The following is a 24,880-nucleotide window of genomic DNA, read 5'->3' on the forward strand; positions in this document are numbered from 1 at the left end:
TCGCTCCCCCGGCTGGGCTCGAACCAGCGACATCCTGATTAACAGTCAAGCGCTCTGCCAACTGAGCTACAGGGGATCATTGCGTTGCAACCTGATTATCGTACCAAGGCGGTGAAACGGGATGCAAATCGGGCCACCACGGGCGGGAAGCCGGGCGCGCCGCGCAGGGCTACTCCTCGGCAATCTCGTCGTAGGCGGTGGCACGCAGCGCCTGAGCGAGCTTTTGCACGTAGCCGTGATCCGCGGTGCGGAAGATCTCGTTGATGTCGCCGTGACCAACAAGTCGTCCCTGCTGCATCACCAGGACGTCCTGCACCAGCGCCTCGAGCATCCCAATGTCGTGGCTGATCAGCAGCATCGTTGCGCTGGTGCGCTCCCGATACCAGCGGAGCAGCTCGACGATGCGTGGGCGATTGTTCGCGTCGACACCGAGGGTGGGCTCGTCAGCTACGAGAACGGGCGGGTTCAGCATGAGTGAGCGCATCACCGCGACACGCTGGCGCTGCCCCTTTGAGAGCTCGTACGGGTATTCCTGCAGCTTCGCGAGCGGCAGCGCGACGATGTCCATCATCTCGGCGACCAGTTCGCCAAGCGCCTCCCGGTCGAAATCCCGGCTTCGCTCGGCGATCGGCTCGAAGAGGATGTCGCCGACGTTGAGCTCCGGGGTGAGGGTCGCACCGGCGTCCTGCGCCAGATGCCCAACGTAGGCCGTCAGTCGGCTGCGGCTCCGACGGCCGAGGCGGCGCATGGGGACGTCAAGCACGGTGGCCGCGCCGCCCGTGAGCTTCATACGTGAGGACTTCTCCCCCGCGTCGAGCGCTCGACCCGCCAGAAAGCGCGCGATCGTCGACTTGCCCGAGCCACTTTCGCCGAGCAAAGCCATCACCTCGCCACGCCCCACCTCGAAGCTCACGCCCTCAACGGCCTCAAACTCTTTGCCGCCGGCGTGCGCCGGGTACGAGAGCGAGATATCGGAAACGCGGATCGCAGGGGCCGCGTCGAGGTTGGGATGAGCCACGGGCTAGTCTCCTCGGGGTGGGCGGAAGGGGTACACCCGGACGCCGAGGCAACGTGCACCAAGGGTCCGTGTGCGCAAGCCTAGGGGACGGCGCATGCACGCTGGCGTTGCGCGCCCGACGTGTTTACTCTTCGCGGAGGCCTCGGCGCGCCGCTTCAAGCGCAACGAGCTGCTCCTGCAGGCGTCGTGAGCCCGGGTCGGAGGAGTCGCCGATGCGCTGCATGCGCGCCAGGAGCTCCTGCTTCAGCCCTACCAGATCTCGGTCGAGGAGCGACACCACAACGTCCCGCGCGTACACCGGTAGGTGCTCGGCCCGGCGCTCCGGCATCGGCAACACCGTCAACTCACGGAACAGCCCGCGATGCGTCTCGGGCGTGGCGGCGGACACGGTCTCGAGCCACTCGGGCGTGCCGAGCGCGGGGAGCGCCGAGGCGATGGCATCGCGCACGATGCGCAGGTTTGGTTCGTTCACCTGCGCGGTCGCGGCCTGCTGCAGCAGCTCCGCGCCGATTGCGTCGCCCTGCTGCAACATCGCCATCAGCGCATCCCGCTCGAGTCGCGTCGTCGGGAGATTTCGGAGCGCTGCGATACCCAGTACGGGCGCGGCGGGCGCGCCGCCCAGGTTGCCCGAGTAGTCCGGTTCCGGGCCACGGTCGGGGCCAGCCTGCGAGGCTGCGCCGCGTCCGCCGCGCTCGGATGTGCGCACCGCATGCTGCACCTCGGCGAGCTCGACACCGAGCATGCGCGCGAGCTCCCGCGCGTACCCCGGGCGCAGCGAGGGATCCTTGATTTCCGCGACGATCGGCGCGGCGGCGCGGAGCGCAGAGACGCGGCCCTCCACTGAGTTCAGGTCGAAGCGCGAGACCGCCTGGCGGAGCGCGAATTCGAACAGCGGCTGCTTTCGGGTGAAGAGCTCTCGCACCGCTTCATCCCCGCGGTGCAGTCGCAGGTCGCAGGGATCGTAGCCATCGGGTGCCACCGCGACATACGTCTGCGCGGTGAAGCGCTTCTCCTCGCTGAACGCGCGCAGCGCGGCCTTCTGGCCGGCCTCGTCGGGGTCAAATGTGAAGACCACCTCGGCGGCGGTGTCATCGCCCATGATGCGGCGCAGCACCGAGATGTGCTCTTTCCCGAACGCGGTGCCACAGGTGGCAACCGCCGTGTCGATTCCGGCCAGGTGGCAGGCCATCACGTCGGTGTAGCCCTCCACCACGACGGCACGCTTGCCGCGGGAGATCGCGCGCTTCGCGAGGTCAAGCCCGTAGAGCACCTGCGACTTGTGGTAGACCGGCGTCTCCGGGGTGTTCAGGTACTTCGGTCCGTTGTCGTCCTCGTACAGCTTGCGCGCGCCGAAGCCGATCGTCTGCCCACTCGTGTCTCGAATGGGCCACACCACGCGACCGCGAAAGCGGTCGTAGACGCCTCGCTGGCCTTCCGACACCAGGCCAGCCTGGGCAAGCTCGGCGGGTGTGAAGCCCTGCGCCTTCAGGTGATCGGTCACGCCGTTCCAGCCGCGCGGCGCGTAGCCGACGCCGAATCGCTCGGCGGCCGCGGGGTCGAAGCCGCGCTGCTCGAGGAATGCGCGTCCAGCGGCACCCTCCTCGGTCGCTAGTTGCGCGACGTAGAAGGCCGCGGCGGCCTGATTCGCGGCGAGCAGGCGCGCACGATTCGGGCCGTCCTCCCGTTGGAAGTTGCCCTCCTCGTAGGTGAGCACGTAGTGAATGCGCGCGGCAAGACGTTCAACCGACTCGGCGAAGGTGAGATGGTCCATGCGCTGCAGGAAAGTGAAGGCGTCGCCAGACTCACCGCAGCCGAAGCAGTGGTAGTACCCAAGCGCGGGGCGCACGTGAAACGACGGGCTGCGCTCGTCGTGGAACGGGCACAGCCCCTTCATCGAGTCGATCCCCGCGTTCTTGAGCGTGACGTAGTCGCCCACGAGATCGCCGAGGTTCGTGCGCCGCTTCACTTCCTCAATGTCGCTCGCGCGGATCCTGCCTGCCATACCCGCCAGCTTAGTGCCGCGAACGGCACCGGCACCGACGATCTCCACAGGCGGAGCGCGCGGGGCCCACTTCACTGAGCTCGCGCCTTTCGGCGCGTCACACGAGGGGAATGTCGCAATGTTCCTTGTGCCAGGCGATCGCGGCCTGATCCGTGAGCGACGCCACCTGGTCGACGACCGCGCGTCGCGCCCCCGCCTCGTCGGTCGCGGCTCGGAAGTCAGCCGCGAACGCGGGCTCGAGCGAACGCTCCCCCGCCGCCCACAGCGCTTCGAGCAGCTCGGTGAGCAGATCACGCTGGCGGCGATACGTCGGCTGGCGGCGCCCACTCGCCATCACGAAGGCCGCCACGATGCCCTTGAGGACGGCAATCTCGGCGCGGATCTCGGCAGGCACGACGACGCCGGAGCCGTAGCGGGCGAGCGGCCGACCATCGGCCTCCGCGAGAGTCGCCGTGATTGATGCGCGGGCGAAGCGGCCAATCATGTCGCTCGTGAAGTTCTTCAGCTGCGCTTGGTGGCCACGCGAGCCGTCCCACCGAGTCAGCCAGGTGTCGGTCTCCGCGATGCGGTCGTACGCCGCGCCGAGCTCATCACTCGAGAACGACCCACCGGCCCACTCTGAGACAGCGCGAATGAGCGAGTCGTGCCCCGAGCGCGCGGTGAGGATCTCAGGATCGATGTACTCGCTCACGACGGCGTCCTCAAAGTCATGCACGGAGTACGCAATATCGTCCGAGAGATCCATGACCTGCGCCTCGGCACACTTCACCCGAGCCGGAGCGCCCTGGCGCAGCCAGGCGAACACGGGCTCGTCATCCGCGAAGTAGCCGAACTTCACGCTGCCCGGCTCAGCCTCAGCGAGGCTCCACGGGTACTTGCAGCTCGCGTCGAGGGTGGCACGGGTGAGGTTCAGCCCCAGGCTCGAGCCATCAGCTGCGAAGCGCTTCGGCTCGAGTCGGGTGAGCAGGCGCAGCGTCTGCGCATTGCCCTCGAAGCCGCCCGCGTCGGCCGCCCAAGCGTTCAGGGCTTTCTCCCCATTGTGCCCAAACGGTGGGTGGCCCAGATCGTGCGCGAGGCACGCGGTATCTACGACGTCTTGCGCGAGCCCGAGCGCAACAGCAAGCTCACGGCCAATCTGCGCGACCTCGAGCGAGTGCGTCAGCCGATTCCGCGCGAAATCGATTCCCGCGGTGGGACTGAGCACCTGCGTCTTTGCCGCCAAGCGGCGCCAGGCGCTCGAATGCAGCACACGCGCACGATCCCGCGCAAAATCGGAACGTGCGCCACCGTGGGTCTCCGGTGCGAAGCGCTCTGCGTCCTCAGCGCTGTACCCCTCGGGCAGCGCCTCAGCCACCCGAATCGTCCCGCTCAGCCTCAGCAAGGTCTGCAAAGTCAATACCCTCGCTCGTGCGGCTCTTCAGCCAGCCATCGGGCAGGTGCACGCGCTTCGGCGAACCCGCTCTGCCGCGCTGCCCCTCCGCACCCTCACCGGGGTACGGCATCGCGGCGTCCATCGTCGCGAAGATCTCATCCATCTGCGCAAGTGACTCGACCGTCGCGAGTGCGCGGCGTGTGTCGCCTCCCACGCCGTAGCCCTTGTAGTACCAGGCGACGTGCTTGCGAATATCGCGGCAGGCACGATCCTCCTCGCCGTCGAAGAATTCGATGAGCAGTTCGGTATGGCGGCGCATCGCCTCCATCACGAAGCCGAGCGGCGGTTTCGCGATCGCGGCCTCCGCTTCGTCCCAGCTGAGCTCGCCAGCCTCGGCGCGGAACGCCGCGGCGAGATCCCCGAAGAGCCACGGGCGACCGAGGCAGCCGCGCCCGACCACCACGCCGTCGCAACCGGTCTCGCGCACCATCCGAATCGCGTCTTCCGCGGACCAGATGTCACCGTTGCCGAGGATCGGCACACTCGTAATCGTCTCCTTGAGGGTCGCGATCGACGACCAGTCGGCCTCGCCCGAGTAGAACTCGTTCGTCGTGCGACCGTGCAGGGCGATCGCGGCAACGCCAGCCCCCTCCGCCGCGCGCGCGGCATCCAGGTACGTGAGGTGATCCTGATCGATGCCCTTGCGCATCTTGATCGTCAGCGGGATATCGCCCGCCGCCTTCACCGCGCCGGTGACGATGGCCTCGAACAGGTCGCGCTTCCATGGCAGCGCGGAGCCGCCGCCCTTGCGCGTCACCTTCGGCACAGGGCAGCCAAAGTTCAGATCGATGTGATCCGCGAGGTCCTGATCCACCAGGAAGCGCACCGCTTCAGACACCGTCTTCGGGTCGACCCCGTAGAGCTGGATGGAGCGCGGCGTCTCGCTCTCGTGATGCTTGATGAGACGCAGCGACGCGGGCGTGCGCTCGACGAGCGCACGGCTGGTGATCATCTCGCTCACGTACAGGCCAGCGCCGTACTCGCGGCACAGGCGCCGGAAGGCGGTGTTCGTGATTCCGGCCATCGGGGCGAGCACCACGGGCACGTCGAGCGTGAGCGGCCCGATGCGAAGCCGGGAGTCGGGAAGGGTCTGGGCAGTCATATCCTGCCTATTCTCTCACGTTCAGGAGTCCGCAGTCGGCGTATCCACAGCCCCACCGAAGCGCCGATCCCGCGCATGATAGATCTGGATCGCGCGCCACAGCTCCTCGCGGCTGAAATCCGGCCACAGGGTGTCGAGGAATACCATCTCCGCGTAGGCGGACTGCCAGAGCATGAAGTTGCTGGTGCGCTGTTCGCCCGAGCTGCGCAGGAAGAGGTCCACGTCGGGCAGCTCCGGCACATACAGGTGGCGTTCGAGGGTGCGCTCCGTGATGCCGCCCGGGGTGAGCCGGCCGCTCTCGACGTCCGCGGCGATGGCGCGTACCGCGTCCACGAGCTCGTTGCGTCCGCCATAGTTCACGCACATCGTGAGAGTGAGGCCGGTGTTGTTTGCGGTTTCCCGCTCGGATGCGCGCAGCTCGCTGATCACCGACCCCCAGAGCTTGGGCTTGCGCCCGGCCCAGCGCATGCGCACATTCCAAGAGTGGAGCTGGGCGCGACGGCGGCGCAGCACGTCTCGGTTGAAGCCCATCAGGAAGCGGACCTCATCGGGCGAGCGCCGCCAGTTCTCCGTGGAGAACGCGTAGACGCTGAGGTGTGTCACCCCCGCCTGGATCGCGCCAGCCACCACGTCGAGCAGCACCTGCTCGCCCATGCGGTGCCCCTCAACGCGGGACAGGCCGCGCTGATTCGCCCAGCGTCCGTTGCCGTCCATCACGATGGCAACGTGCTTCGGGGCGGGGCCCGCGAAGCGGGGCGGCTCGGCCCCTGTCCAATCAACCGGTACGAGTGCGTCGGGGGCAGAGAACATGGTTCCGATTCTAAAGCCGCGGTGTGGAGAAGGAGCGCAGGCCACGCTCGAGGTGCCACTGCGTGTACGCCGCGACGATGCCTGCCGCCTGGCCGCGCTCGCGCTCGGAGGCGGCCAGCGCTGTCTCCCAGTCGCCCGCGAGGAGCGCCTGCAAGAGCGTGATGCTGCCGGGGTCCAGGCGGGGCGCGCCCGGCGGGCGGCATTCCTCACACACCACGCCGCCGAGTTGCACGACGACCGCGGTGTGCGGGCCAGGGGCCCCGCAGCGCACGCAGTCCACAAACCCCGGGGTCCAACCGGCCTGCGCGAGCGCGCGGAGCAGGTATCCATCGCGCACGAGTTCGCTTGGGATCTTGCCCGCCGCAAGCGTGCGGAGCGCGCCCACCAGGAGCGTGTAGAACGCCTGCGTCGGCTCGCCCTCCGCGAGTTTTTCGGCGGCCTCGACCATCGCGCTTCCCGCGCGGTATCGCTCGTAATCTGCGCTGATTGCTGGCCCGTAGGCTCCCACAGTCTCGGCCTGCGTAATCGTGTCGAGTGTTCGGCCCTCGAAGCACTGGAGGTCGGCCACCATGAACGGCTCAAGCCGCGCGCCGAACTTCGACGACGTGCGTCGCACCCCCTTCGCGACGGCGCGCAGCACGCCGCGACCACGGGTCAGGAACGTGACGATGCGGTCGGCTTCGCCGAGCTTGTGCGTGCGAAGCACCACACCTTGTTCACGATAGAGGGGCACTCCCCCAGTATCGCGCACCCCGCTGACACTCGCGCCGTACGCCAGGCCCCACAGGCTCGCAATTGGTCAGCGTTCACTGTATGGTCATCACATGCTGACCATTCCTGATCGTGTCGACGCGATGAATCGCCTGGGCCGCGCCATGGCCGACCCCACGCGTTCTCGAATTTTGCTCGCTCTCCTCGAACACCCCGGATACCCGGCCGAGCTTGCCCGCGCGCTGGACATCACGCGCACGAATGTCTCCAACCACCTCACCTGCCTCCGCGGGTGCGGCATTGTCACCGCGACACCGGAGGGACGAAAGACGCGGTATGAACTCGCTGACCCGCACCTCGCTGCCGCATTCCGGGCGCTGGTCGAGGTCACACTGAACGTCGATGAGCGCGTCCCCTGCATTGACCCCACGTGTTCGGTGCCGGGCTGTGAGACGCAGACCGGAACGAACGCGTGAGCGAGGACTGCTGCACTCCCTCACCCACAGCAGAGAAGAAGCCACGATCGCCCATACAGCCCAGCTGGTGGCGTGATCCCACGATGCTCGTGCCGCTCGCGGCCGGGCTCACGCTGATTGTTGGCGTGGCAATCGAGTTCCTTGGATTCAAGATCGCATCGGAGGCAGCCTTCCTCGTCGCGGTCGCGCTTGGTGGCTCGACGTTCACGCCGCGCGCACTCCGGAAGCTGGGCAGCGGAGTCCTCACTATCGGGCTCCTCATGACCATCGCCGCGGTTGGGGCGATCGCGCTCGGGCAGCTCGCAGAGGCCGCCATGCTTGCTTTTCTCTTCGCATTCGCGGAGGCACTTGAGCACCGCGCGATGCGTCACGCACGCGACGGGGTCTACACACTCCTCACATTGCTCCCCGAAACGACGTACATTGTCGCGGCAGGCGAGGCGCGCGAAGTGCCTGTTGCCCAGCTGCGCGTCGGCGACCTCATATTGCTCAGAGCAGGCGACCGGGTGCCCACGGACGCGGTCATCGAGTCAGGCAACTCCACCGTCGACGCTTCAGCAGTGACGGGCGAGTCCATCCCGGTGGCCGTCGGGCCGGGTGACGCCCTGCTTGCGGGCAGCCTGAACAACAGCGGTGCACTGCGTCTCACCGCAACCGCGCCGGGAAGCGACAGTTCCCTCACCCACACGGTCACGCTGGTGCGTGAAGCACAAGCCCAGAAGGGTGAACGCGCACGGCTGGCCGATCGCATTGCGCGCCCCCTCGTTCCAACAATTCTCGGGCTGGCCGCGGTGGTGGCAATTCTGGGACTCTGGTCAGACGATCCACGAGCGTGGCTCGAGCGAGCACTCATCGTGCTGGTTGCTGCTTCCCCCTGCGCCCTCGCCATCTCGGTCCCCGTCACCGTGATCAGCGCCATTGGCGCGCTCGCCCGGCTCGGCATCGTGGTGACTTCCGGCTCCGCGTTCGAACGGCTGGGTGGGATTCGCACGATCGCATTCGACAAGACCGGAACGCTCACCGCCGGAACCCCGCGCATCGTCGCCTGTCACGCGGCCGAGGGCAGAGTTCCAGAACAGGTGCTGTCGTGGGCGGCTGCGGTGGAGCGCGACAGCGGACACCCGCTCGCGGCGGCATTCGCAGCCGCAGTGCCACATGCGCTCCCGGCCACGGCAGTGCGCGAGCATCCTGGGCACGGCGTTGCAGGCATGGTCGATGGGGTCGCAGTCCGCGTCGGCAGCAGCCGTTGGATCTCCCCCGGTGCGCTCGCGGAACGCACGGACGAGCTCGCCGCCGACGGGATGACCGTAGTCGTGGTCGAGCGTGCGGGCGCCCCGGTAGGCGTGATCGGGGTGCGCGACGAACTTCGAGCGGACGCTGCGCGCACCGTACGACAGCTCACCGCGCAAGGCCTGCGCACCCTCATGCTGACTGGCGACAACGCGCGTACCGCCCGCGCACTGGGCGACGCGGCCGGCATCACCGATGTGCGGGCGGAACAGCTCCCCGCCGACAAGGCAGCCGCGGTTCGCACACTGAGCGAAGACGCGCCGACCGCGATGGTGGGTGACGGCATGAACGACGCCCCCGCACTCGCGACGGCGACCGTCGGTATCGCGCTGGGGACTGCGGGCTCGGCCGCGGCCGTTGAAGCGGCGGATGTGGCTCTCGCCGGGCACACGCTTTCGGCGATCCCGATAATGCTCGCGCACGCCAAGCGGAGCCGCGGCATCATGACACAGAACATCGTCCTCTCGATTGGGATCATTGCCGTTCTTGTCCCGCTCGCTCTGAGTGGCGTACTCAGCCTCGGCGGAGTCGTGCTGGTGCACGAGATCGCTGAGGTCGTGGTGATCGCGAACGGACTCCGCGCAGCGCGGCTGGGAGGCTCAGCAGGCGCCATCCCGGGGGATGCAGGAGAATAGGTGTGTGCTTGACGAGACGTTCCGTACCCCGCTCCCCATCGACCTCATCGCGGTCGGCGTGGGCAGTCTGCAGGGTGCGCTGTTCGCCGCAGGCTTCAAGCGCATTGATCTCCTCGGCGTAGCGATCATCGGCATCGCGTCGGGCATCGGCGGCGGCTTCCTCCGCGACATTCTGCTCGGCGTCACCCCCGCCGCGTTCTCCGAAAACCTGTATCTGGTCGTCGCAACGCTCGCGGCGTTCGTCGGCATGCTGCTGCCGCGCCTCCTCCAGAAGGTCGACCCGGTGATCACCGTGCTCGACGCGCTGAGCATCGGGATGTTCGGCGCGATCGGCACGACAAAGGCGCTCGCCATGGGAATGCCCGTGATCCCGGCGCTCTTCATCGGCACCGTCTCCGCGGTGGGTGGCGGCGTGCTCCGTGACGTGATGCTCAACATTCCGATCGCTCTCATGCACGTCGGCTCGCTCTACGCGGTCGCAAGTCTCGTCGGCGTCGCGACGCTCGCGGTGCTCCTCGCCCTCGGGGTTCCCGTGATGGTTGCGGGCGTTGTGTGTGTCATCGTCACAGCGATCCTGCGGTTGCTCGCCGTGCGCTTCGGGTGGAGTCTTCCCGAGCAGCGCGCGCTCAGCCGAATCCAACTGCGCCGACAGCGCCAGGTGGAGCAGGTCATCGAAGAGGCGCTCACGACCGGCGCGATCACGCTGCCCATCGATCTCTCGCACCTCGCGGATGTGACCGATCTTGGCGAGGTCGATGACTTCGGAACCGCGAGCGGGGCCGCGCGCTCACACTCCACGGGAGCAAGCCCAGAGGTGAAGCCAGACCCGCTGTGGGACATGCGTCCCGGCCCGGGCGAAGACCCGCGGGAGTGCCCGCCGGAAGACCGACGCGAGTAGCTGTTCCTCGCTCGGAGGCTACGCGCGGGGCCCGCTTCGCCGACGACCGAGTTTCGCCTCGGCCTCGCGCCACGCGCGCTGGGCCGGGGTCTCCCCCGCCGGCGCAACGCCCTTCCCTTGGCGGTCGGCCGCGCCACCACGCCCCAGGTGCCAGGCGTGAGTAATGGCGAGGGCGAGCGCGTCAGCCGCGTCGGCGGGCTTCGGCGGTGCCGCGAGGCCGAGCAGTCGGGTGACCATCGTGGTGACCTGCGCCTTGTCGGCAGCGCCGTAGCCGGTCACCTGAGACTTCACTTCGTTCGGGGTGTAGAGCGCCACCGGGATCCCACGCTCTTCAGCCAGGTACATGACGACCCCGCTGATCTGCGCGACGCCCATGACGCTCGCGACGTTGCTTTGCGCAAAGACACGCTCGAGTGCGATCCCATCGGGGCGCTCTCCATCGAGCAGCCGTCGGATCCCTGAGCCGATCTGGTGCAAGCGTGCAGGCAGGCTGGCGCCAGCGGGGCTGCCCAGTACCTCAACGTGCGAAAACTCAACGCGGCGCCCCGTCCCTGCGGTCACGATGCCGACGCCGCAGCGGGTGAGGCCGGGGTCGATTCCGATGATGCGCATGGGTCGGGGCGCCGCTGATGAGATGGTGCTACTCGTCTTCTGCGAGCTCGGCCTGCACCTCGGGGGTCAGGTCGAAGTTCGAGAACACGTTCTGCACATCGTCGCTGTCTTCGAGCGCGTCGATAAGGCGGAAGACCTTGCGTGCCGTATCGGCGTCGATCTCCACCTTGAGACTCGGCACGAACTCAGCGTCGGCCGAGTCGTAGTCGATTCCCGCGTCAACGAGCGCGGTGCGGGCGGCAACCAATTCTGACGGCTCGGTGAGCACCTCGAAAGACTCGCCGTTCGGCGCGGGGGTGACCTCCTCGGCGCCGGCCTCGAGCACGGCCATCAGTACGTCATCCTCAGTCGTCCCCTCCGCGGGAACAGAAATGACGCCCTTGCGCGCGAAGTTGTACGCAACGGAACCGGGGTCAGCAAGCGTGCCGCCGTTTCGGTTCAGCGCGGTGCGCACCTCTGCGGCAGCGCGGTTCTTGTTGTCGGTCAGGCACTCGATCATCAGCGCGACACCGTTGGGGCCATAGCCTTCGTACATGATCGTCGTGTACTCAACGGCATCGCCATCGAGCCCGGCACCGCGCTTGATCGCGCGATCGATGTTGTCGCCGGGAACGGAGTTCTTCTTGGCTTTGTGCACCGCATCGGCGAGGGCAGGGTTGCCCGCGAGGTCCGGGCCGCCGATACGGGCCGCAACCTCAATTACCTTGATGTACTTCGCGAAAGCCTTCGCGCGACGCGAATCAAGGATCGCCTTCTTGTGCTTTGTGGTTGCCCATTTGGAGTGTCCGGACATGATCGGACTCCTTCCGTGTGTCAGTCTGTTGAAATCTGTGCGAGCGCGGCCGAGAACCATTCGATTCCCACCGCCATTGCGTCCGCCCGATCCGCGTGTCGCTACTCGGGCTGCACTCCGTCCGGAGGGTCTGCCCACGCCGTGGCGAGCTTCTCTCGGACCTCGCCCAGCAGCTGGGGCAGCGCCTTGGTCTTCGCGATAATCGGGAAGAAGTTTGCATCCGACGCCCATCGCGGCACGATGTGCTGGTGCAGGTGGGCGGCGACGCCGGCCCCCGCGATCGCACCCTGGTTCATGCCGAGGTTGAAACCGTCGCAGCCCATGACCTCGCGGGCAACACGCATGGCGCGCTGCGTGAGCGCGCCAATCTCCGCCACCTCGGCGGGCGTAGCCTCGTCGTAGCTCGCGATGTGCCGGTACGGGCACACGAGCATGTGCCCGTTGTTGTACGGAAACAGATTCAGGATCACGTACGCGGTTTCGCCCCGCGCAACGATAAGCGCGTCCTCATCACCCTTTTCGGGCGCCTCGCAGAACGGGCAATCGTGTTGCGTCGGCTGGTGGTGATCCTTTACGTACACCATGCGGTGGGGCACCCACAGACGATCCATCTCGTCCGGGGTGCCCACCGCTGCGGTGGTCGAAAGGTCTTCTACGCGGTCCACGCCGTCGACACCTGCTCATGCGACTCGATCGAGCCCACGATCCGCTCGATTGCCTCGGCGACCGGCACACCGTTCAGCTGCGTGCCGTCGCGGAAGCGGAACGACACGGCGCCCGCGGCGCGATCCTCTTCACCAGCGATCAGCTGGAACGGGATCTTGCCCTTCGTGTGGGTGCGAATCTTCTTCGGCATCCGGTCGTCAGAGTGATCGACCTCGGCACGCACGCCGCGCTTACGCAGTTCCGCGATCACACCGTCGAGGTATTCGCCGTACTGCTCCGCGACGGGGATGCCGACCACCTGCGTGGGCGAGAGCCACACGGGGAACGCGCCAGCGTAATGCTCAAGCAGGATCGCGAAGAAGCGCTCAACGGAGCCGAGCAGTGCACGGTGGATCATGACGGGCTGCTTGCGCGTGCCATCGGCTGCCGCGTACTCGAGTTCAAACAGCTCGGGCTGGTTGAAGTCGAGCTGCACGGTGGAGAGCTGCCAGGTGCGCCCAATGGCGTCGCGCGCTTGCACGGAAATCTTCGGACCATAGAACGCCGCCCCACCGGGATCGGCGACCAGCTCGAGGCCCGATTCTTCGCCGACCTCGCGCAGCGTCTGCTCAGCCTCGGCCCACTGCTCCTCGGTACCGACCGACTTCTCGGGATCCCGGGTAGAGAGCTCGAGGTAGAAGTCGTTCAGGCCGTAGGCGCGCAGCGTGTCGAAGACGAACTCGAGCTGGGTCTTGATCTCGTCCTTCACCTGCTCGTCTGTGACGTAGATGTGCGCATCATCCTGCGTGAGTCCGCGCACGCGGGTAAGGCCGGAGAGCGTGCCGCTCTTCTCGTACCGGTAGACCGTGCCGAACTCCGCGAGGCGCAGCGGCAGCTCGCGGTAGCTGCGCGAGCGGGCGCGGAAGATGAGGTTGTGGAACGGGCAGTTCATGGGCTTCAGGTAGTAGTCCTGACCCTGCTTCGTCACGTTGCCCTCGGCGTCGACGACCTCGTCGAGGTGCATCGCCGGGAACATGCCGTCCTTGTACCAGTTGATGTGCTGGCTGGTCTCGAAGAGGGAGCCCTTCGTGATGTGGGGGCTGTTCACCACCTCGTAGCCGTTCTTCAGCAGCTCCGAGCGCATGAAGTTCTCGATCTCGTGGCGGATGATGCCGCCCTTCGGGTGGAACACCGCGAGCCCCGAGCCGATTTCGTCGGGGAACGAGAAGAGGTCGAGCTCGACGCCCAGCTTGCGATGGTCGCGCTTCGCGGCCTCCTCCAGGCGAGTCTGGTACGCGCGCAGCTCATCCTTCGTGGGCCACGCAGTGCCGTAGATGCGCTGCAGCATCGGGTTCGCCTCGCTGCCACGCCAGTACGCACCAGCGCTGCGCATCAAGGCCCAACCATTCCCCAGCATGCGTGTGTTCGGCACGTGCGGGCCGCGGCAGAGGTCCTTCCAGCAGACCTCACCGGTCTTCGGGTCGACGTTGTCGTAGATGGTCAGCTCGGCGCCACCCACCTCGACGCTCTCGTTGTCGCTGCCCGAATCGGCACCGCCCTTGAGGCCAATGAGCTCGAGCTTGTAGGGCTCGTTCGCGAGCTCGGCGCGGGCCTCATCCTCGGTCACCACACGGCGAACGAAGCGCTGGCCCTGCTTCACGATCTTCTGCATCTCGCTAGAGATCGCCTTCAGATCCTCGGGGGTGAAGGGCTCAGCCGGATCGAAGTCGTAGTAGAACCCATCGGTGATGGGCGGGCCAATGCCGAGGGTGGTCTCCGGATTGATGCGCTGCACGGCCTGGGCGAGCACGTGTGCCGCCGAGTGGCGGAGGATGTTCAGCCCGTCTTCCGTGTCGATTGCGACGGGCTCCACCGTGTCCGTCTCCGCAACCTCGGTCGCGAGGTCGCGCAGCTCGCCATTGACGCGCATTGCGACAATGGAACGATCAGTGAACAGGGAGAAGCCATCGGCCACGTGGGCACACTCCTTCGAAAAGAGAAACCGGACCCGGCAATTCTATCGCGCAGGATCCGGGGAACGCATGCACCCGGGTCGCGCGCCCCGCACACGGCGTGACACGCGACCCGTCAGGCAACGTGTCGACGACTACTCCGCCGCTCGGGGAAGCGGCTCGGCATCGTAGGTGATCCAGCTCGCGGGCGTGGCGAGCGTGTTGTAGAGGGCCTGCGCCTGGTGGTTATCTGCCGCGGTAACCCACTGCACCCCGGCCCGCCCCTCCGCGGCAGCCATTTCACGCAGGCGAGTGATGAGCGCACGGCCCACGCCGCGACCACGGACGGCCGGATCGGTAAAGAGGTCGTCCAGGAAGAGGTGGGTGGTCCCGGTGTAGGGCGCAGAGAACCGTCGGTGGTGCGCGAAGCCGAGCACTTCGCCGTCGGCCTCGGCAACAAGGGCGTTGCACTCGTGGCGGGGGTCCATCATCCACCCCCACGCGCGGGACACCACCTCCTCCGATTCGGGGAGGCGGTAGAACTCGCGGTACGCGCGGAAGAGCGCGCGCCAGCGCGGCTCGTCAGCGGGAGCGAGAAAACGAACGGTGGTGTGCGAGTGATTCGACAAAGCTGGTCCTTCATATATCTGGTGGATGAGCACGGCGCGGCTCGGGGTGGGGAGATGATCCGAGATTGGGATCGCTGGCACCGGCGGCCCTCGCGCGGGGCGTAACGCAGTTGCACAAAACTGAGTAACGTTATTGACTAGCTTCATGATTCAGGATAACAGAGCTGCCGAGATTGCTGCGCGCCTGCGTCCGCGCATCGCAGGTCTCGCACCAGAGACCCGGCTGCCTGGAGTTCGAGCGCTCTCGCAGGAATTCAGCGCCAGTGCAGCGACCGTGTCTGCTGCGCTCGCCGAACTCAGCGCGCTGGGCCTGGTCCGCGCAGAGCCCGGCCGCGGCACGTTCGCGGTTGGAGTGGGCGAAACGCGCGAACCAAACTTCTCCTGGCAGAACCAGGCGCTCGGCAGTGCACGCGTGGATCCCGATCGAGCCGCGCGTCTGGGCGGATACGGCAGCGCCGATCACCTGCCGCTGTCCTGGGGGTATCTCGCGCCCGAGCTGCTTCCCGCAGAAGAGTTGCACAGGCTCGCCTCTCGCGCCGCGAAGCAGGCGCGGTCCTGGGCGATGACGCCACCGACGGGATCACCCGAGCTCCGTCGCGTCCTCGCTGCGCCGTATCGCGCCGACCCGAACGAGGTGATCGTCACGCCGGGTGGCCAGCAGGCGCTCGTTTTCGCCATGCGCACGCTCTCCGAGCCGGGTGCCACACTCATCACCGAGAGTCCGAGCTATCCCGGCGCCCTCATCGCGGCCCAGAGCGCGGGGCTGCGGCTCGCCCCCGTCCCCACCGATGCAAACGGGATTCTCGTTGACCGCCTAGAAGAGGAGCTCCGGCGGAGCCGTGCGCGGCTCATCTATCTGCAGCCGGGATTCGCAAACCCCACGGGCGCAACCCTCAGCGCCGAGCGTCGCGCCCGCGTGCTCGAGCTCGCCGCTCAGTACAGCGCGTTCATCATCGAGGACGATTGGGCGCGGCATTTGGGCATCGAGGCGCAGACACCGCCTCCGCTCTTCACCGCGGCACTGGATGGGCATGTCGTCTCAGTGCTCACCCTGTCGAAACCAGCATCGCCAGGGCTCAGGCTCGGCGCGCTCGTCGCGCGCGGTCCCGCGGCGGCACGCCTGCGCGCGTCGCGCACCGCGGAGGATCTCGGCGTCGCGCCGCTCATCCAGGAGGTCGCGCTCAGCCTCCTCACCTCGAGTGCGTGGCCACGCCATCTCTCTCGCCTCGCGCAGTCGCTTGCGATGCGGCGTGATGCTCTGCTGGCCGCACTACGCGAGTCGCTTCCGCAGGCCCGCATCGCGGCTCCCCCGCGCGGCGGGCTGCACGTCTGGGCGCGGCTCCCCTTCGGCACAGATACCGATGCGGTGTGCGCGGCGGCGGAAGACAACGGGGTCCTCGTAGGCAACGGCCGACACTTCTTCGTTGACGAACCGCCTGCCCCACACCTGCGGTTCTCGTTTGGTGCGGGCACTCCAGCGCAGTTCGCGGAGGGTGCCCGCAGGCTCGGCGCGCTCTTCTCCGAGAGGTCGCTCATGCACGAGCCTTCTGCAGTCGAGCCGGGCTACCCGAACGCTGGGCGCATCTGAAGGTAGGTGTTCGCGGCACGCTGGTGCGCGTCGATCAGCGGGACGAGCCGCCGGAAGTGTTCGGTAGCGCAGTGCGCGTCGAGGGCGGCGCGATCGGGCCATTCTTCGACGAAAACGAAGTGTCCAGGATCAGTCTCGTCAACGTACAGCTCGTAGGAGATGTTGAGCGGCTCGCGCCGCGTCAGCTCAACGAGCTCTTCGTAGAACGGGAGCACAATGTGTACGGCGTCTTCCCGAATGAAGTCCTGAGCGATCATCTTCAGCATGCTCGCCATCATTCCAGGCGCCGCCTGATTCAGCGAACACCCGAGTCAGCCATTCGACGACTCGGCAAGTTGGAGTTGGACGGTCAGTGCGGCCGAGCAGCAATGAGCGGCAGCAGATGCGGAAAGGCGTGGCGGAGGGTGCCGGTCCACAGCGTCTCTTCATAGCGCTTCGCGAGCAGGAACCTCCAGAAGCCGAGATTGAGTTCGGCGATCACGCGACCCGAGGTCTCCCCGCGACGCAACTGTGCTACTCGACGCCGGACCGCTTCAGCGAAGTCGCCGTTCGCCGCTCGGAGGTAAGGTGCCAACCGTTCGACTAAGAGCACCTTGGCGAGCTGGGACGCATGCGTGCAGCCCCCGGTCACCGTCGCACCTCCTGTAGTACCGCGCCGAGCGAAGACCCCGGAAGGTCTCTGCGAGAGCATGTCTCCGGGGGTACTGCTTTCTGCAGGCTCACCGGCACCAAGAGAAACCCCAGGAACGCACGAGGCCCCAGAAAAGCAAAACGGGAACATCCAACATCTACTGATGTGACATGTTCCCGTCAGGCATTTTGGTGGGCGATACCAGACTCGAACTGATGACCTCTTCCGTGTGAAGGAAGCGCGCTACCAACTGCGCCAATCGCCCGTTTCGCATTTCCTTGCGGATTTGCATCAACCTGATCGATATTACACGGCTTCTCGCGAGTGCCGCGCGACCCCGCCGTTTCCCGCGTAATCTCGGGGATCCCTCACTCCTGATCCGGGCGTGTCGTCACGGGAGCGAGGTCGCTATTCAGCTGGTCGTCGAGCTCAGTGCTCACCTCACTGAGCGCAGTGAGCTGATCCCGCAGCGCGTTGTAGCGATCCACATCTGCTTGGATGCCCGCTCGAGTCGACTCAAGGTCACCCCGTCGCCACTCAAGCTCACCGCGCACCTGATCGAAGCCCGCGGGGTCGCCCGAGAATTCATAGCGGTCATTGCGCGCACTGAACTCCGCCGCGTCGGCGTTGAACTGCTCGACCGCGGACACGTAGTCCTTCTTCCGCGCCTCCACATCAGCACGGAGCGTCTCCATCTCCGCGCGGAGCTCGTCCGCCTGCTGCTGGAGGTCCACGAACACTGCGTGGTAGGTGGCGAACGCATCAACAATGTCGGCTCGGTCAACGAACCACTGTGCATAGTGCTCTTCGAGCCAATCTGGCAGCTCGCGCACCTCAGTGCCCAACACCGAGTGCAGCTCGTTCACAAAGGAGGCTTCGGACAGGTGCTCGTACACCGACATGCGCTCCTTCAGCGCGGGATCATCCCCAGCACGGCGGTCGTACTCCTGCCGGAGCTTTGCGCTGAGCGCCGAGCGATCCCCATCTCCCATGCGCGCGAAGGTGGCATGCAAGAGCTCGTGCGCGGCCGTCACCTCCACGACGCCAGAGAGGCGATCATCCGTGACGTCAAAGAGATGGATCTGATCATGGGTGTAACACCCGAGCACGTGCCCCTGCTCGGAGTGGTCCACGCCCGCGCACTGCGTATTGAAGTGCTGACTTCCATCAATAGTGGGATGCGTCGCCAGAAAGACGCGCTCCCCCGTATCCGTGAGATCGAGATCGAGCAGCACACGCTCCACGCTCGGATCGGGATCGAACGAGACCGCCGCGAAATGGTCCTTCACCTGCTGACGGAAGGTGACCGCCAGGATCAGGCCGAGCGCAACGAGCAGAACAGCAACGAGGCACAGGCCGCGCCTGAGACCAGAACGCTGTGCCTTCACCATGTGTCCACAGTAACCGCCGAGGTAGCGGCCCGGGTCCAAGAATGCCGAAAATGACGAGAAACCCCCGAGATCCCTTACGTAGAGCCGCGGCGCGCCCGGGCATACGGGCCCAATTTGCGCACCCCCGCAAAACCCCCGTATAGTCATACAAGTACACGGCAGCAACACAGAAACAAACACCGTGAACATGCGGATGTAGCGCAGTTGGTAGCGCATCACCTTGCCAAGGTGAGGGTCGCGAGTTCGAGTCTCGTCATCCGCTCTGGTAGTCAGTATTTACTTGATTGCTTATTTGAATAGGTGGCAACACCATACGGTGGCGTGGCCGAGAGGCGAGGCAGCGGCCTGCAAAGCCGTATACACGGGTTCGAATCCCGTCGCCACCTCGCTATAATTCAATAGCCTTTTAGGCGCGATTGGCGCAGCGGTAGCGCGCTTCCCTGACACGGAAGAGGTCACTGGTTCGATCCCAGTATCGCGCACAGAACAAGCCCCCGGTTTTCACCGGGGGCTTTCTTGTTTTCCAGCTACCCTTGCCAGCATGGACCACACCTCGGCTGAGCTGACACTCCCGGACGTACGCGCGCACATTGACGCGATCGACCAAAAGATTGTTTCGTTGATCGCCGAACGACAGCGTTGGGTGGTCGCGGCAGGCAGGTTGAAGTCCACCGAGAGCGATGTTCGCGCACCGGACCGGGCCCAGCGGGTCATCGCACGCGTGCGCGACCTCGCCGAGGGAGCGGGCGCGGCACCAGATGTTGTTGAGGGCGCGTACCGCGCACTCATCGCCGGCTTCATCGAGTTTGAGCTTGACGATCATCGCAGACGCACTGGGAGCCTTCGTGACACAGAGTGAAGTGATCACCGTGCTCATCGCCGCGAGCGTCATCGCACTGCTCGTCACGGTCTGGCGCATCGATCGCAGTCGCCGTACTCGGGACGGATCCGTACTCTCAGGCACGGTGAGCGCGTTCGACAATGTGTTCCACCCGGAAGCTGCGCGCGCAGCGGAGATCCGTGAGATCCAGCGTGAGCTCCCGGCGGAGGCGCCGTCCCCGGGTGACCCGCCTCAGGCGGGCCTCTTTTCGACTACTCCCCCGGCTCCGCCAAGCCAGACATGATCTCCGAGTAGCGCTGCAGGAAGGTGCGCTCATCGAGCTTCTTCTTGCGCAGCCACGCGGTGACCTCATTGGTGTGCTTACTCGCGTTGCAGGACGCGCAGGCAGGAACCACGTTCTCGAGGGTGTAGCGGCCGCCGCGCGAGATCGGCTGAATACAGTCTTTCTGCAGCGCTGACTCCGTGACGCCGCAGTAGGCACAACCGCCCCAAGCTGCACGGAGTTCACCCCACTCGGCAGCGGACAGATCATTCACTACACGCGAGAGGCGCCGCTGCCGCCGCTTGGCGTAGCGGGCGCGGGTCTTCGCCGAACTCGACACAGGAAACTTGCGACGCGGAGGCACCCCTTCATCCTAGGCACACTCGCGGCGCGGTTTCACCCCGGCACGCGGGCTCACCACCCGAGCGGCAGGCCTGCTGCGGCGAGAAGCGCTCCGACAGTGGCGCCGGCAAGCACGACCTGCCACGCGGGTCGGCGCCAGAGAAGAAGAATGATCGCGAGCAGCGCGATGCCGAGTGATACCCAACCGGTCAGCCCTGCGGGCACGACGGGAGTCACGAGCGCTGCCGCAAGGATGCCGACCACTGCTGCGTTGGTGCCCCGCAGTGCAGCCTGCGCGCGAGTGCTCGCCCGCAAGCGCTCCCACACCGACAGCGCCGCGAGCAGCCACAGCACCCCGGGCAGGAACACTGCCACCATCGCAAGGGCGGCAGCTCCCAGTGCACCCCACCCCAGCCCCGCGTTCGTGCCAAGCTCAAACCCGAGCCCCGCCGCGAAAGTGAAGAGCGGCCCGGGCACTGCCTGCGCTGCGGCATACCCCGCCATGAACTGCTCGGGATCAACGCCGGCCGCCACAACAGGTTCAGCGCCGAGCAGCGGCAGCACGACGTGCCCGCCGCCAAACACCAGCGCGCCTGCACGCGTGAACGCATCCGCGATCCCGAGCCAGATACTGGGCCAGATGAGCGCCGCCAGCGGCAGCAGCACAAGCAGACCGCACAGAAGCGTTACTGCCCAGATCCCCGGAATCGGTGTGGGAGCCCAGCTGGTCCGCTCGGCGGGGAGAACCGGGGCGGCCTCCGCGCTCCGCGTATCTTCACGCTCCGCCGCGCGCGATGTTCCTCGATCGCGGAGCCACAGAAGACCGGCGGCTGCCCCGCAGGCAATCGCGAGCACCTGGCCGAGCGCACCCGGAGCCAAGAGTGCGAGCACCATGCCGACGAGCGCGATCACGCGACGCTGGCTGTCAGGCGCGAGGCTGCGTGCCATCCCCCAGACCGCATGCGCGACCACTACGACGGCCACCGCCAGGAGGCCCAGCAGTGCGCCGCGAACGGCCTGCGTCGAAGGAAGTGCGGTGCCCATCGCCGCAAGCCCGACCAACAGCACCGCCGACGGCAGCGTGAAGCCGAGCCAGGCAAGGAGACCGCCGAGTGCGCCCGCTCGGTGCAGGCCAATCGCGATCCCGAGTTGGCTTGAGGCCGGCCCCGGCACAAACTGGCAGAGCGCGAGCAGCTCCGCGTACGCCGCATCGCTCAGCCAGCGGCGTCGCGCTACGAACTCCTCCCGGAAGTACCCCAGGTGCGCTACGGGGCCACCAAACGATGTGAGGCCGAGGCGGAGAAACGCACGAAACACCTCCCCCAGCGCACCCGCAGAGGGCGCCGGCGACCCCGCCGCAGCTCTCGGGGTCAAGTGAGGAGGAAGCCGGGCCATCCAACAAGCTTCGTGCCCGGCGCCGCCCACCTCAAGCAAACACTTGATGACGTGCGCGTCGACAAGCTAGTGGGCGCGGAGGGCAGCCACGATCTCCGGGACGGTCGGCGCCCCGCTCGGCCCCGCGTCCGAAGGATAGACGCGACACGCAAGCGTCGACGCCCGCGTCCCCGCGAAGAGGTCGACCCCGTCTCGCAGGATGGTGGGCGACCCTGAGAACGGGGCATTCGCCGCTGCAGCGTCACTCGTCAGTGTGGTGACGCGCAGCGTCGCCGGGTCCGCTCCGAGTTCGGCGAGCGCGGCGCGAGTGCGCTGCACGGCAAGCTCGCCGTTTGGGCAATCTGGAATAGTGAGCACCTCGACACGCATGCGGCAAGTCTCCCACGTGGCGCGCAGGCCCGCGCCTCCGATACGCTGCCCCTCTGCGCACACACGGCGCGACACCGCCATTTGAAAGGACCGTGCATGCCGAGCCACTCCGCGCAGCTCGCTTCCTCGCGCCCCATGACCGTGGGTGCGGCACTGCGATCCCCACGCATCCTCACGCGCGAGGCGCTCGCGGGTCTGGTCGTTGCACTGGCGCTGATCCCGGAGGCGATCGCGTTCTCGGTGATCGCGGGAGTCGATCCACGCATGGGGCTTTTCTCTTCCTGCATCATGGCGGTCACGATCGCATTCGTTGGGGGACGCCCGGCAATGATTACCGCAGCAACCGGAGCAGTCGCGCTCGTGATCGCGCCGGTCATGCGTGATCACGGCATTGAGTACTTCGTTGCAACGGTGCTGCTCGCTGGGGTCCTGCAGATCGTGCTCGCGGTGCTCGGCGTCGCGCGTTTCATGCGTTTCATTCCACGCAGTGTGATGGTGGGCTTTGTCAACGCGCTGGCACTCCTCGTGCTTGGTGCGCAGCTGCCACATCTGATTGATGTCCCGTTCGCGGTGTACCCGCTCGTGGTGGGCGGATTGGTCGTGCTCGCAGTGCTCCCCCGCTTCACGCGAGCGGTGCCCGCGCCGCTCATTGCGATTGTGCTCGTCACCCTCGCGGTTGTTTCGATTGGGATCTCAGTTCCCACCGTCGGCGATCAGGGTGAACTGCCCCAGAGCTTGCCGGAGTTCTTCTTCCCGACGGTTCCGATGAACCTGGAGACACTCGCGATCATCGGGCCGGCAGCACTCGGAATGGCCTGCGTGGGGCTCCTCGAATCGCTCATGACCGCGCAACTGGTTGACGAGATCACTGACACGCGCACGAGTCGCACACGCGAGGCGTGGGGGCAGGGTGTCGCCAATCTGATGTCGGGCTGCTTCGGCGGCATGGGCGGTTGCGCCGTCGTCGGACAGACCATGATGAATGTCAAAGCCTCCGGCGCTCGCACCCGCGTCTCAACTTTCCTTGCCGGCGTGTTCCTGCTCGTCCTCGTCCTCGTGCTGGGGGACGTGGTGGCTGCGATCCCGATGGCAGCTCTTGTCGCCGTCATGATCGCGGTGTCCGTGGCCACGTTTGACTGGCACTCGATCACCCCGGCGACGCTCCGCCGCCTGCCGCGCAGCGAAACGGCCGTCATGGTCCTCACGGTGGCGGCGGTGCTGCTCACCCACAACCTCGCCATTGGCGTTGGCGTGGGCGTCGTGGCGGCGTCTGTTCTTTTCGTGCGCCGCGTGTCGAGCGTGGTGGAGGTGACCCGAACAGTCACTGGTGAGGCTGACGAAGCGACCGCACATTATTCGGTGCGCGGCGAGCTCTTCTTCGCGTCGAGCAACGAGCTGACCACCCGCTTTGCCTACGGCGCAGACCCCGCGCGAGTGGTCATCAACCTCAGCGACGCGCACGTCTGGGACGCCTCGACAGTCGCCGCCATCGATGCGATCGAGACCCGGTACGCACGAAGAGGCATCAGCGTCGAACTCACCGGAATGAACGCTCGCACGAGCGCCATGCACGGGCGGCTGAGCGGCACTCTCGGCGGATCCTGAGCTAGACCCGAATGCGCAGGGCACCAGCCCCGCTGTCTCCGAGCTCATCATCGGGGTTGAGGAGCCGGCACGCCTTCATCGAGAGGCAGCCACACCCAATGCAACCGGTGAGCTCGCGTTCGAGCTCCTCGATTCCCTTGCGGCGCTGCTCCAGCGTCTTCTTCCACCGCCGCGAGGCGCGCTGCCAGTCCTCGTGGCTGGGCGGTGTTTCAAGCGGCACGTCGGCAAAGCTCTCTTGCACATCCGAGAGTGGGATCCCGAGCCGCTTGGCCACCGACACGAGCGCGACACGGCGAAGCATGTAGCGGGGGTACCGCCGCTGGTTTCCGGCGGTGCGCCTCGAAGCGATAAGTCCAAGCTGTTCGTAGTAGTGCAGGGCAGACACCGCGACGCCCGTGCGGCGGCTCATTTCGCCAACCGTGAGGAGTTCTTCAGGGACGTGTTGCCCCACCGGCGACGTTGTTTTCTCGTTCGGCACCGCAGATTCTTCACTCAACCCAACCTCCTCCTTGACCTCAACCATACTTGAGGTTTTACGGTTGTGGGTATGTCGAAGCGAAACATACTGCACGCATGACCTACGTGATTGCGCTCCCCTGTGTCGACGTCAAAGATCGCGCGTGCATCGACGAGTGCCCCGTGGACTGTATCTACGAGGGCGAACGCATGCTCTACATCCACCCGGATGAGTGCGTGGACTGCGGCGCCTGCGAGCCCGTCTGCCCCGTCGAAGCGATCTACTACGAAGACGATCTGCCGAGCGAGTGGTCCGACTATTACAAGGCCAACGTCGAGTTCTTCGACGAGATCGGCTCCCCCGGTGGCGCGGCCAAAGTCGGCATGTACAACTTCGATCACCCGATCATCGCCGCGCTGCCGCCGCAAGCCGCGACCGTCTAGCCGCTGTAGAGGAGCGCACATGAACACCGCAACACTCACCGAAACGGCTGCGACCGCGGAAACGCTCGCGGCCGGCCTCAAGGATGCCTTCCGCACCCACCCCGCCGGGATCGCGCTCATCACCGCGCAGACTCCCGAGGGACCGGTGGGCCTCACCGCGTCAAGCGTCGCCTCGGTGGGACTCGATCCCGCAGCGCTCGCCTTCTCCGTGACTCGCGCAACGGGGAGCGCCGGCGGCATCCTCCAAGCATCGAGCTATGTGGTGCATCTGCTCGACGAGCCGCAGCTCGAAATGGCGCAGCTGTTTGCGGTGAGCGGCACGGAACGCTTCACGACAGAACAGGGCTGGGAAACCCTTCCCACCGGCGAACCGTTCCTCCCGAACACGCGCGCGGCGTTCCGCTGCCGCACGCTCCAGTCTGTTGCAGTGGGCGCGTCGACGCTTGTCGTCGCCCAGGTGCTCGACGTGCACCTGGGCGCACCCGCAGCTCCACTGATCTACCGCGACCGCGCGTTCCACGCGCTCGGCCCGGCGCTCTAGCTCCGCACCG

General features: G+C 66.5%; 27 protein-coding genes and 5 tRNA genes. 12 read left to right on the forward strand and 20 right to left on the reverse strand.

Annotation, left to right across the window (positions count from 1 at the left end; genetic code table 11):
* Nucleotides 1-3: 3 nt before the first annotated feature.
* The 7 genes from ACR81A_RS08050 to recO form a co-directional block, all read right to left on the reverse strand.
* Nucleotides 4-76 (reverse strand) — tRNA-Asn (locus ACR81A_RS08050).
* Nucleotides 77-169: 93 nt separating this feature from the next.
* On the reverse strand, nucleotides 170-1,018 hold the full coding sequence (locus tag ACR81A_RS08055; protein WP_202382787.1) for an ATP-binding cassette domain-containing protein: 849 nt from the start codon (nucleotides 1,016-1,018) through the stop codon (nucleotides 170-172).
* Nucleotides 1,019-1,142: 124 nt separating this feature from the next.
* Entirely contained in the window at nucleotides 1,143-3,020 is a 1,878-nt protein-coding gene (gene dnaG / locus ACR81A_RS08060) for a DNA primase (protein ID WP_202382788.1), read from the reverse strand.
* Nucleotides 3,021-3,117: 97 nt separating this feature from the next.
* Nucleotides 3,118-4,374, reverse strand: coding sequence for a deoxyguanosinetriphosphate triphosphohydrolase (locus ACR81A_RS08065; RefSeq protein WP_202382983.1), 1,257 nt, complete (start codon nucleotides 4,372-4,374; stop codon nucleotides 3,118-3,120).
* Nucleotides 4,367-5,554, reverse strand: a complete 1,188-nt coding sequence (dusB, locus tag ACR81A_RS08070; protein ID WP_440311551.1) for a tRNA dihydrouridine synthase DusB — start codon at nucleotides 5,552-5,554, stop codon at nucleotides 4,367-4,369. Before dusB ends, ACR81A_RS08065 begins: the two co-directional genes overlap by 8 nt.
* A gap of 21 nt (nucleotides 5,555-5,575) precedes the next feature.
* The gene (locus ACR81A_RS08075; RefSeq protein WP_440311552.1) at nucleotides 5,576-6,364 is read right to left on the reverse strand and encodes an isoprenyl transferase; all 789 of its coding nucleotides are present in this window, start codon (nucleotides 6,362-6,364) and stop codon (nucleotides 5,576-5,578) included.
* 10 nt (nucleotides 6,365-6,374) lie between these two features.
* Nucleotides 6,375-7,097 carry a DNA repair protein RecO gene (recO, locus tag ACR81A_RS08080; RefSeq protein WP_202382791.1) on the reverse strand — a complete coding sequence of 241 codons (723 nt, stop codon included), beginning with the start codon at nucleotides 7,095-7,097 and terminating at the stop codon, nucleotides 6,375-6,377.
* Between the two features lie 91 nt (nucleotides 7,098-7,188).
* Here recO and cmtR point away from each other — a divergent pair, with 91 nt between their 5' ends.
* The 3 genes from cmtR (at nucleotide 7,189) to ACR81A_RS08095 (ending at nucleotide 10,374) form a co-directional block, all read left to right on the forward strand.
* On the forward strand, nucleotides 7,189-7,551 hold the full coding sequence (cmtR, locus tag ACR81A_RS08085) for a Cd(II)/Pb(II)-sensing metalloregulatory transcriptional regulator CmtR (RefSeq protein WP_440311553.1): 363 nt from the start codon (nucleotides 7,189-7,191) through the stop codon (nucleotides 7,549-7,551).
* An 83-nt stretch (nucleotides 7,552-7,634) separates the two neighbouring features.
* Complete coding sequence (locus ACR81A_RS08090) at nucleotides 7,635-9,476, forward strand: heavy metal translocating P-type ATPase (RefSeq protein ID WP_440311554.1); 1,842 nt, start codon at nucleotides 7,635-7,637, stop codon at nucleotides 9,474-9,476.
* Between the two features lie 4 nt (nucleotides 9,477-9,480).
* A complete protein-coding gene (locus ACR81A_RS08095; protein WP_337248985.1) occupies nucleotides 9,481-10,374 on the forward strand; it encodes a trimeric intracellular cation channel family protein in 894 nt (297 codons plus the stop codon).
* Nucleotides 10,375-10,392: 18 nt separating this feature from the next.
* On the opposite strand, the gene ruvC is transcribed toward ACR81A_RS08095, so the two are convergent.
* The 5 genes from ruvC to ACR81A_RS08120 all read right to left on the reverse strand — a co-directional run bounded on the left by ruvC (nucleotide 10,393) and on the right by ACR81A_RS08120 (nucleotide 15,005).
* On the reverse strand, nucleotides 10,393-10,986 hold the full coding sequence (ruvC, locus tag ACR81A_RS08100; protein WP_202382794.1) for a crossover junction endodeoxyribonuclease RuvC: 594 nt from the start codon (nucleotides 10,984-10,986) through the stop codon (nucleotides 10,393-10,395).
* A 28-nt stretch (nucleotides 10,987-11,014) separates the two neighbouring features.
* Nucleotides 11,015-11,779, reverse strand: coding sequence for a YebC/PmpR family DNA-binding transcriptional regulator (locus ACR81A_RS08105; RefSeq protein WP_202382795.1), 765 nt, complete (start codon nucleotides 11,777-11,779; stop codon nucleotides 11,015-11,017).
* Between the two features lie 101 nt (nucleotides 11,780-11,880).
* Complete coding sequence (locus tag ACR81A_RS08110) at nucleotides 11,881-12,444, reverse strand: HIT family protein (RefSeq protein WP_440311555.1); 564 nt, start codon at nucleotides 12,442-12,444, stop codon at nucleotides 11,881-11,883.
* Nucleotides 12,432-14,399: a threonine--tRNA ligase gene (gene thrS / locus ACR81A_RS08115; protein WP_440311556.1), complete on the reverse strand. Its 1,968-nt coding sequence runs from the start codon at nucleotides 14,397-14,399 to the stop codon at nucleotides 12,432-12,434. Before thrS ends, ACR81A_RS08110 begins: the two co-directional genes overlap by 13 nt.
* 132 nt (nucleotides 14,400-14,531) lie before the next feature.
* A complete protein-coding gene (locus tag ACR81A_RS08120) occupies nucleotides 14,532-15,005 on the reverse strand; it encodes a GNAT family N-acetyltransferase (protein WP_202382797.1) in 474 nt (157 codons plus the stop codon).
* 145 nt (nucleotides 15,006-15,150) lie between these two features.
* On the opposite strand from ACR81A_RS08120, the gene ACR81A_RS08125 reads away from it, so the two are divergent.
* Complete coding sequence (locus ACR81A_RS08125; protein ID WP_440311557.1) at nucleotides 15,151-16,593, forward strand: PLP-dependent aminotransferase family protein; 1,443 nt, start codon at nucleotides 15,151-15,153, stop codon at nucleotides 16,591-16,593.
* Here ACR81A_RS08125 and ACR81A_RS08130 read toward each other — a convergent pair.
* From ACR81A_RS08130 to ACR81A_RS08145, 4 genes are all read right to left on the reverse strand, one after another.
* The gene (locus ACR81A_RS08130) at nucleotides 16,569-16,859 is read right to left on the reverse strand and encodes a putative quinol monooxygenase (protein WP_440311558.1); all 291 of its coding nucleotides are present in this window, start codon (nucleotides 16,857-16,859) and stop codon (nucleotides 16,569-16,571) included. The two genes, ACR81A_RS08125 and ACR81A_RS08130, sit on opposite strands and share 25 nt — an antisense overlap.
* Before the next feature lie 83 nt (nucleotides 16,860-16,942).
* Nucleotides 16,943-17,074, reverse strand: coding sequence for a hypothetical protein (locus ACR81A_RS08135; RefSeq protein WP_440311559.1), 132 nt, complete (start codon nucleotides 17,072-17,074; stop codon nucleotides 16,943-16,945).
* 339 nt (nucleotides 17,075-17,413) lie between these two features.
* A tRNA-Val gene (locus ACR81A_RS08140) sits at nucleotides 17,414-17,489 on the reverse strand.
* Between the two features lie 103 nt (nucleotides 17,490-17,592).
* Nucleotides 17,593-18,615, reverse strand: coding sequence for a hypothetical protein (locus ACR81A_RS08145; protein WP_440311560.1), 1,023 nt, complete (start codon nucleotides 18,613-18,615; stop codon nucleotides 17,593-17,595).
* Between the two features lie 189 nt (nucleotides 18,616-18,804).
* Between ACR81A_RS08145 and ACR81A_RS08150 the strand changes: the two genes are divergently transcribed.
* From ACR81A_RS08150 to ACR81A_RS08170, 5 genes are all read left to right on the forward strand, one after another.
* A tRNA-Gly gene (locus ACR81A_RS08150) sits at nucleotides 18,805-18,877 on the forward strand.
* A gap of 53 nt (nucleotides 18,878-18,930) precedes the next feature.
* A tRNA-Cys gene (locus ACR81A_RS08155) sits at nucleotides 18,931-19,001 on the forward strand.
* Nucleotides 19,002-19,025: 24 nt separating this feature from the next.
* Nucleotides 19,026-19,097 (forward strand) — tRNA-Val (locus ACR81A_RS08160).
* Between the two features lie 59 nt (nucleotides 19,098-19,156).
* Entirely contained in the window at nucleotides 19,157-19,474 is a 318-nt protein-coding gene (locus ACR81A_RS08165; protein WP_440311561.1) for a chorismate mutase, read from the forward strand.
* Entirely contained in the window at nucleotides 19,461-19,739 is a 279-nt protein-coding gene (locus tag ACR81A_RS08170) for a hypothetical protein (RefSeq protein ID WP_440311562.1), read from the forward strand. The genes ACR81A_RS08165 and ACR81A_RS08170 overlap by 14 nt, the downstream gene beginning before the upstream one ends.
* Here the strand turns inward: ACR81A_RS08170 and ACR81A_RS08175 are convergent.
* The 3 genes from ACR81A_RS08175 to ACR81A_RS08185 all read right to left on the reverse strand — a co-directional run bounded on the left by ACR81A_RS08175 (nucleotide 19,708) and on the right by ACR81A_RS08185 (nucleotide 21,824).
* The gene (locus ACR81A_RS08175) at nucleotides 19,708-20,082 is read right to left on the reverse strand and encodes an HNH endonuclease (protein WP_202382803.1); all 375 of its coding nucleotides are present in this window, start codon (nucleotides 20,080-20,082) and stop codon (nucleotides 19,708-19,710) included. The two genes, ACR81A_RS08170 and ACR81A_RS08175, sit on opposite strands and share 32 nt — an antisense overlap.
* Before the next feature lie 50 nt (nucleotides 20,083-20,132).
* Entirely contained in the window at nucleotides 20,133-21,377 is a 1,245-nt protein-coding gene (gene chrA / locus ACR81A_RS08180; protein ID WP_440311563.1) for a chromate efflux transporter, read from the reverse strand.
* Nucleotides 21,378-21,521: 144 nt separating this feature from the next.
* A complete protein-coding gene (locus ACR81A_RS08185; protein ID WP_440311564.1) occupies nucleotides 21,522-21,824 on the reverse strand; it encodes a hypothetical protein in 303 nt (100 codons plus the stop codon).
* Between the two features lie 96 nt (nucleotides 21,825-21,920).
* Between ACR81A_RS08185 and ACR81A_RS08190 the strand changes: the two genes are divergently transcribed.
* Entirely contained in the window at nucleotides 21,921-23,429 is a 1,509-nt protein-coding gene (locus ACR81A_RS08190) for a SulP family inorganic anion transporter (RefSeq protein ID WP_440311565.1), read from the forward strand.
* A gap of 1 nt (nucleotide 23,430) precedes the next feature.
* On the opposite strand, the gene soxR is transcribed toward ACR81A_RS08190, so the two are convergent.
* On the reverse strand, nucleotides 23,431-23,925 hold the full coding sequence (gene soxR, locus ACR81A_RS08195) for a redox-sensitive transcriptional activator SoxR (RefSeq protein ID WP_440311566.1): 495 nt from the start codon (nucleotides 23,923-23,925) through the stop codon (nucleotides 23,431-23,433).
* Between the two features lie 77 nt (nucleotides 23,926-24,002).
* Here soxR and fdxA point away from each other — a divergent pair, with 77 nt between their 5' ends.
* Together fdxA and ACR81A_RS08205 are read left to right on the forward strand one after the other, a co-directional pair.
* The gene (gene fdxA, locus ACR81A_RS08200; protein WP_202382808.1) at nucleotides 24,003-24,329 is read left to right on the forward strand and encodes a ferredoxin; all 327 of its coding nucleotides are present in this window, start codon (nucleotides 24,003-24,005) and stop codon (nucleotides 24,327-24,329) included.
* Between the two features lie 19 nt (nucleotides 24,330-24,348).
* On the forward strand, nucleotides 24,349-24,870 hold the full coding sequence (locus ACR81A_RS08205; RefSeq protein WP_440311567.1) for a flavin reductase family protein: 522 nt from the start codon (nucleotides 24,349-24,351) through the stop codon (nucleotides 24,868-24,870).
* The last annotated feature ends 10 nt before the right edge of the window (nucleotides 24,871-24,880 follow it).

This window comes from Leucobacter chromiireducens (assembly GCF_051993095.1).
GTDB classification, from domain to species: Bacteria; Actinomycetota; Actinomycetes; order Actinomycetales; family Microbacteriaceae; genus Leucobacter; species Leucobacter chromiireducens.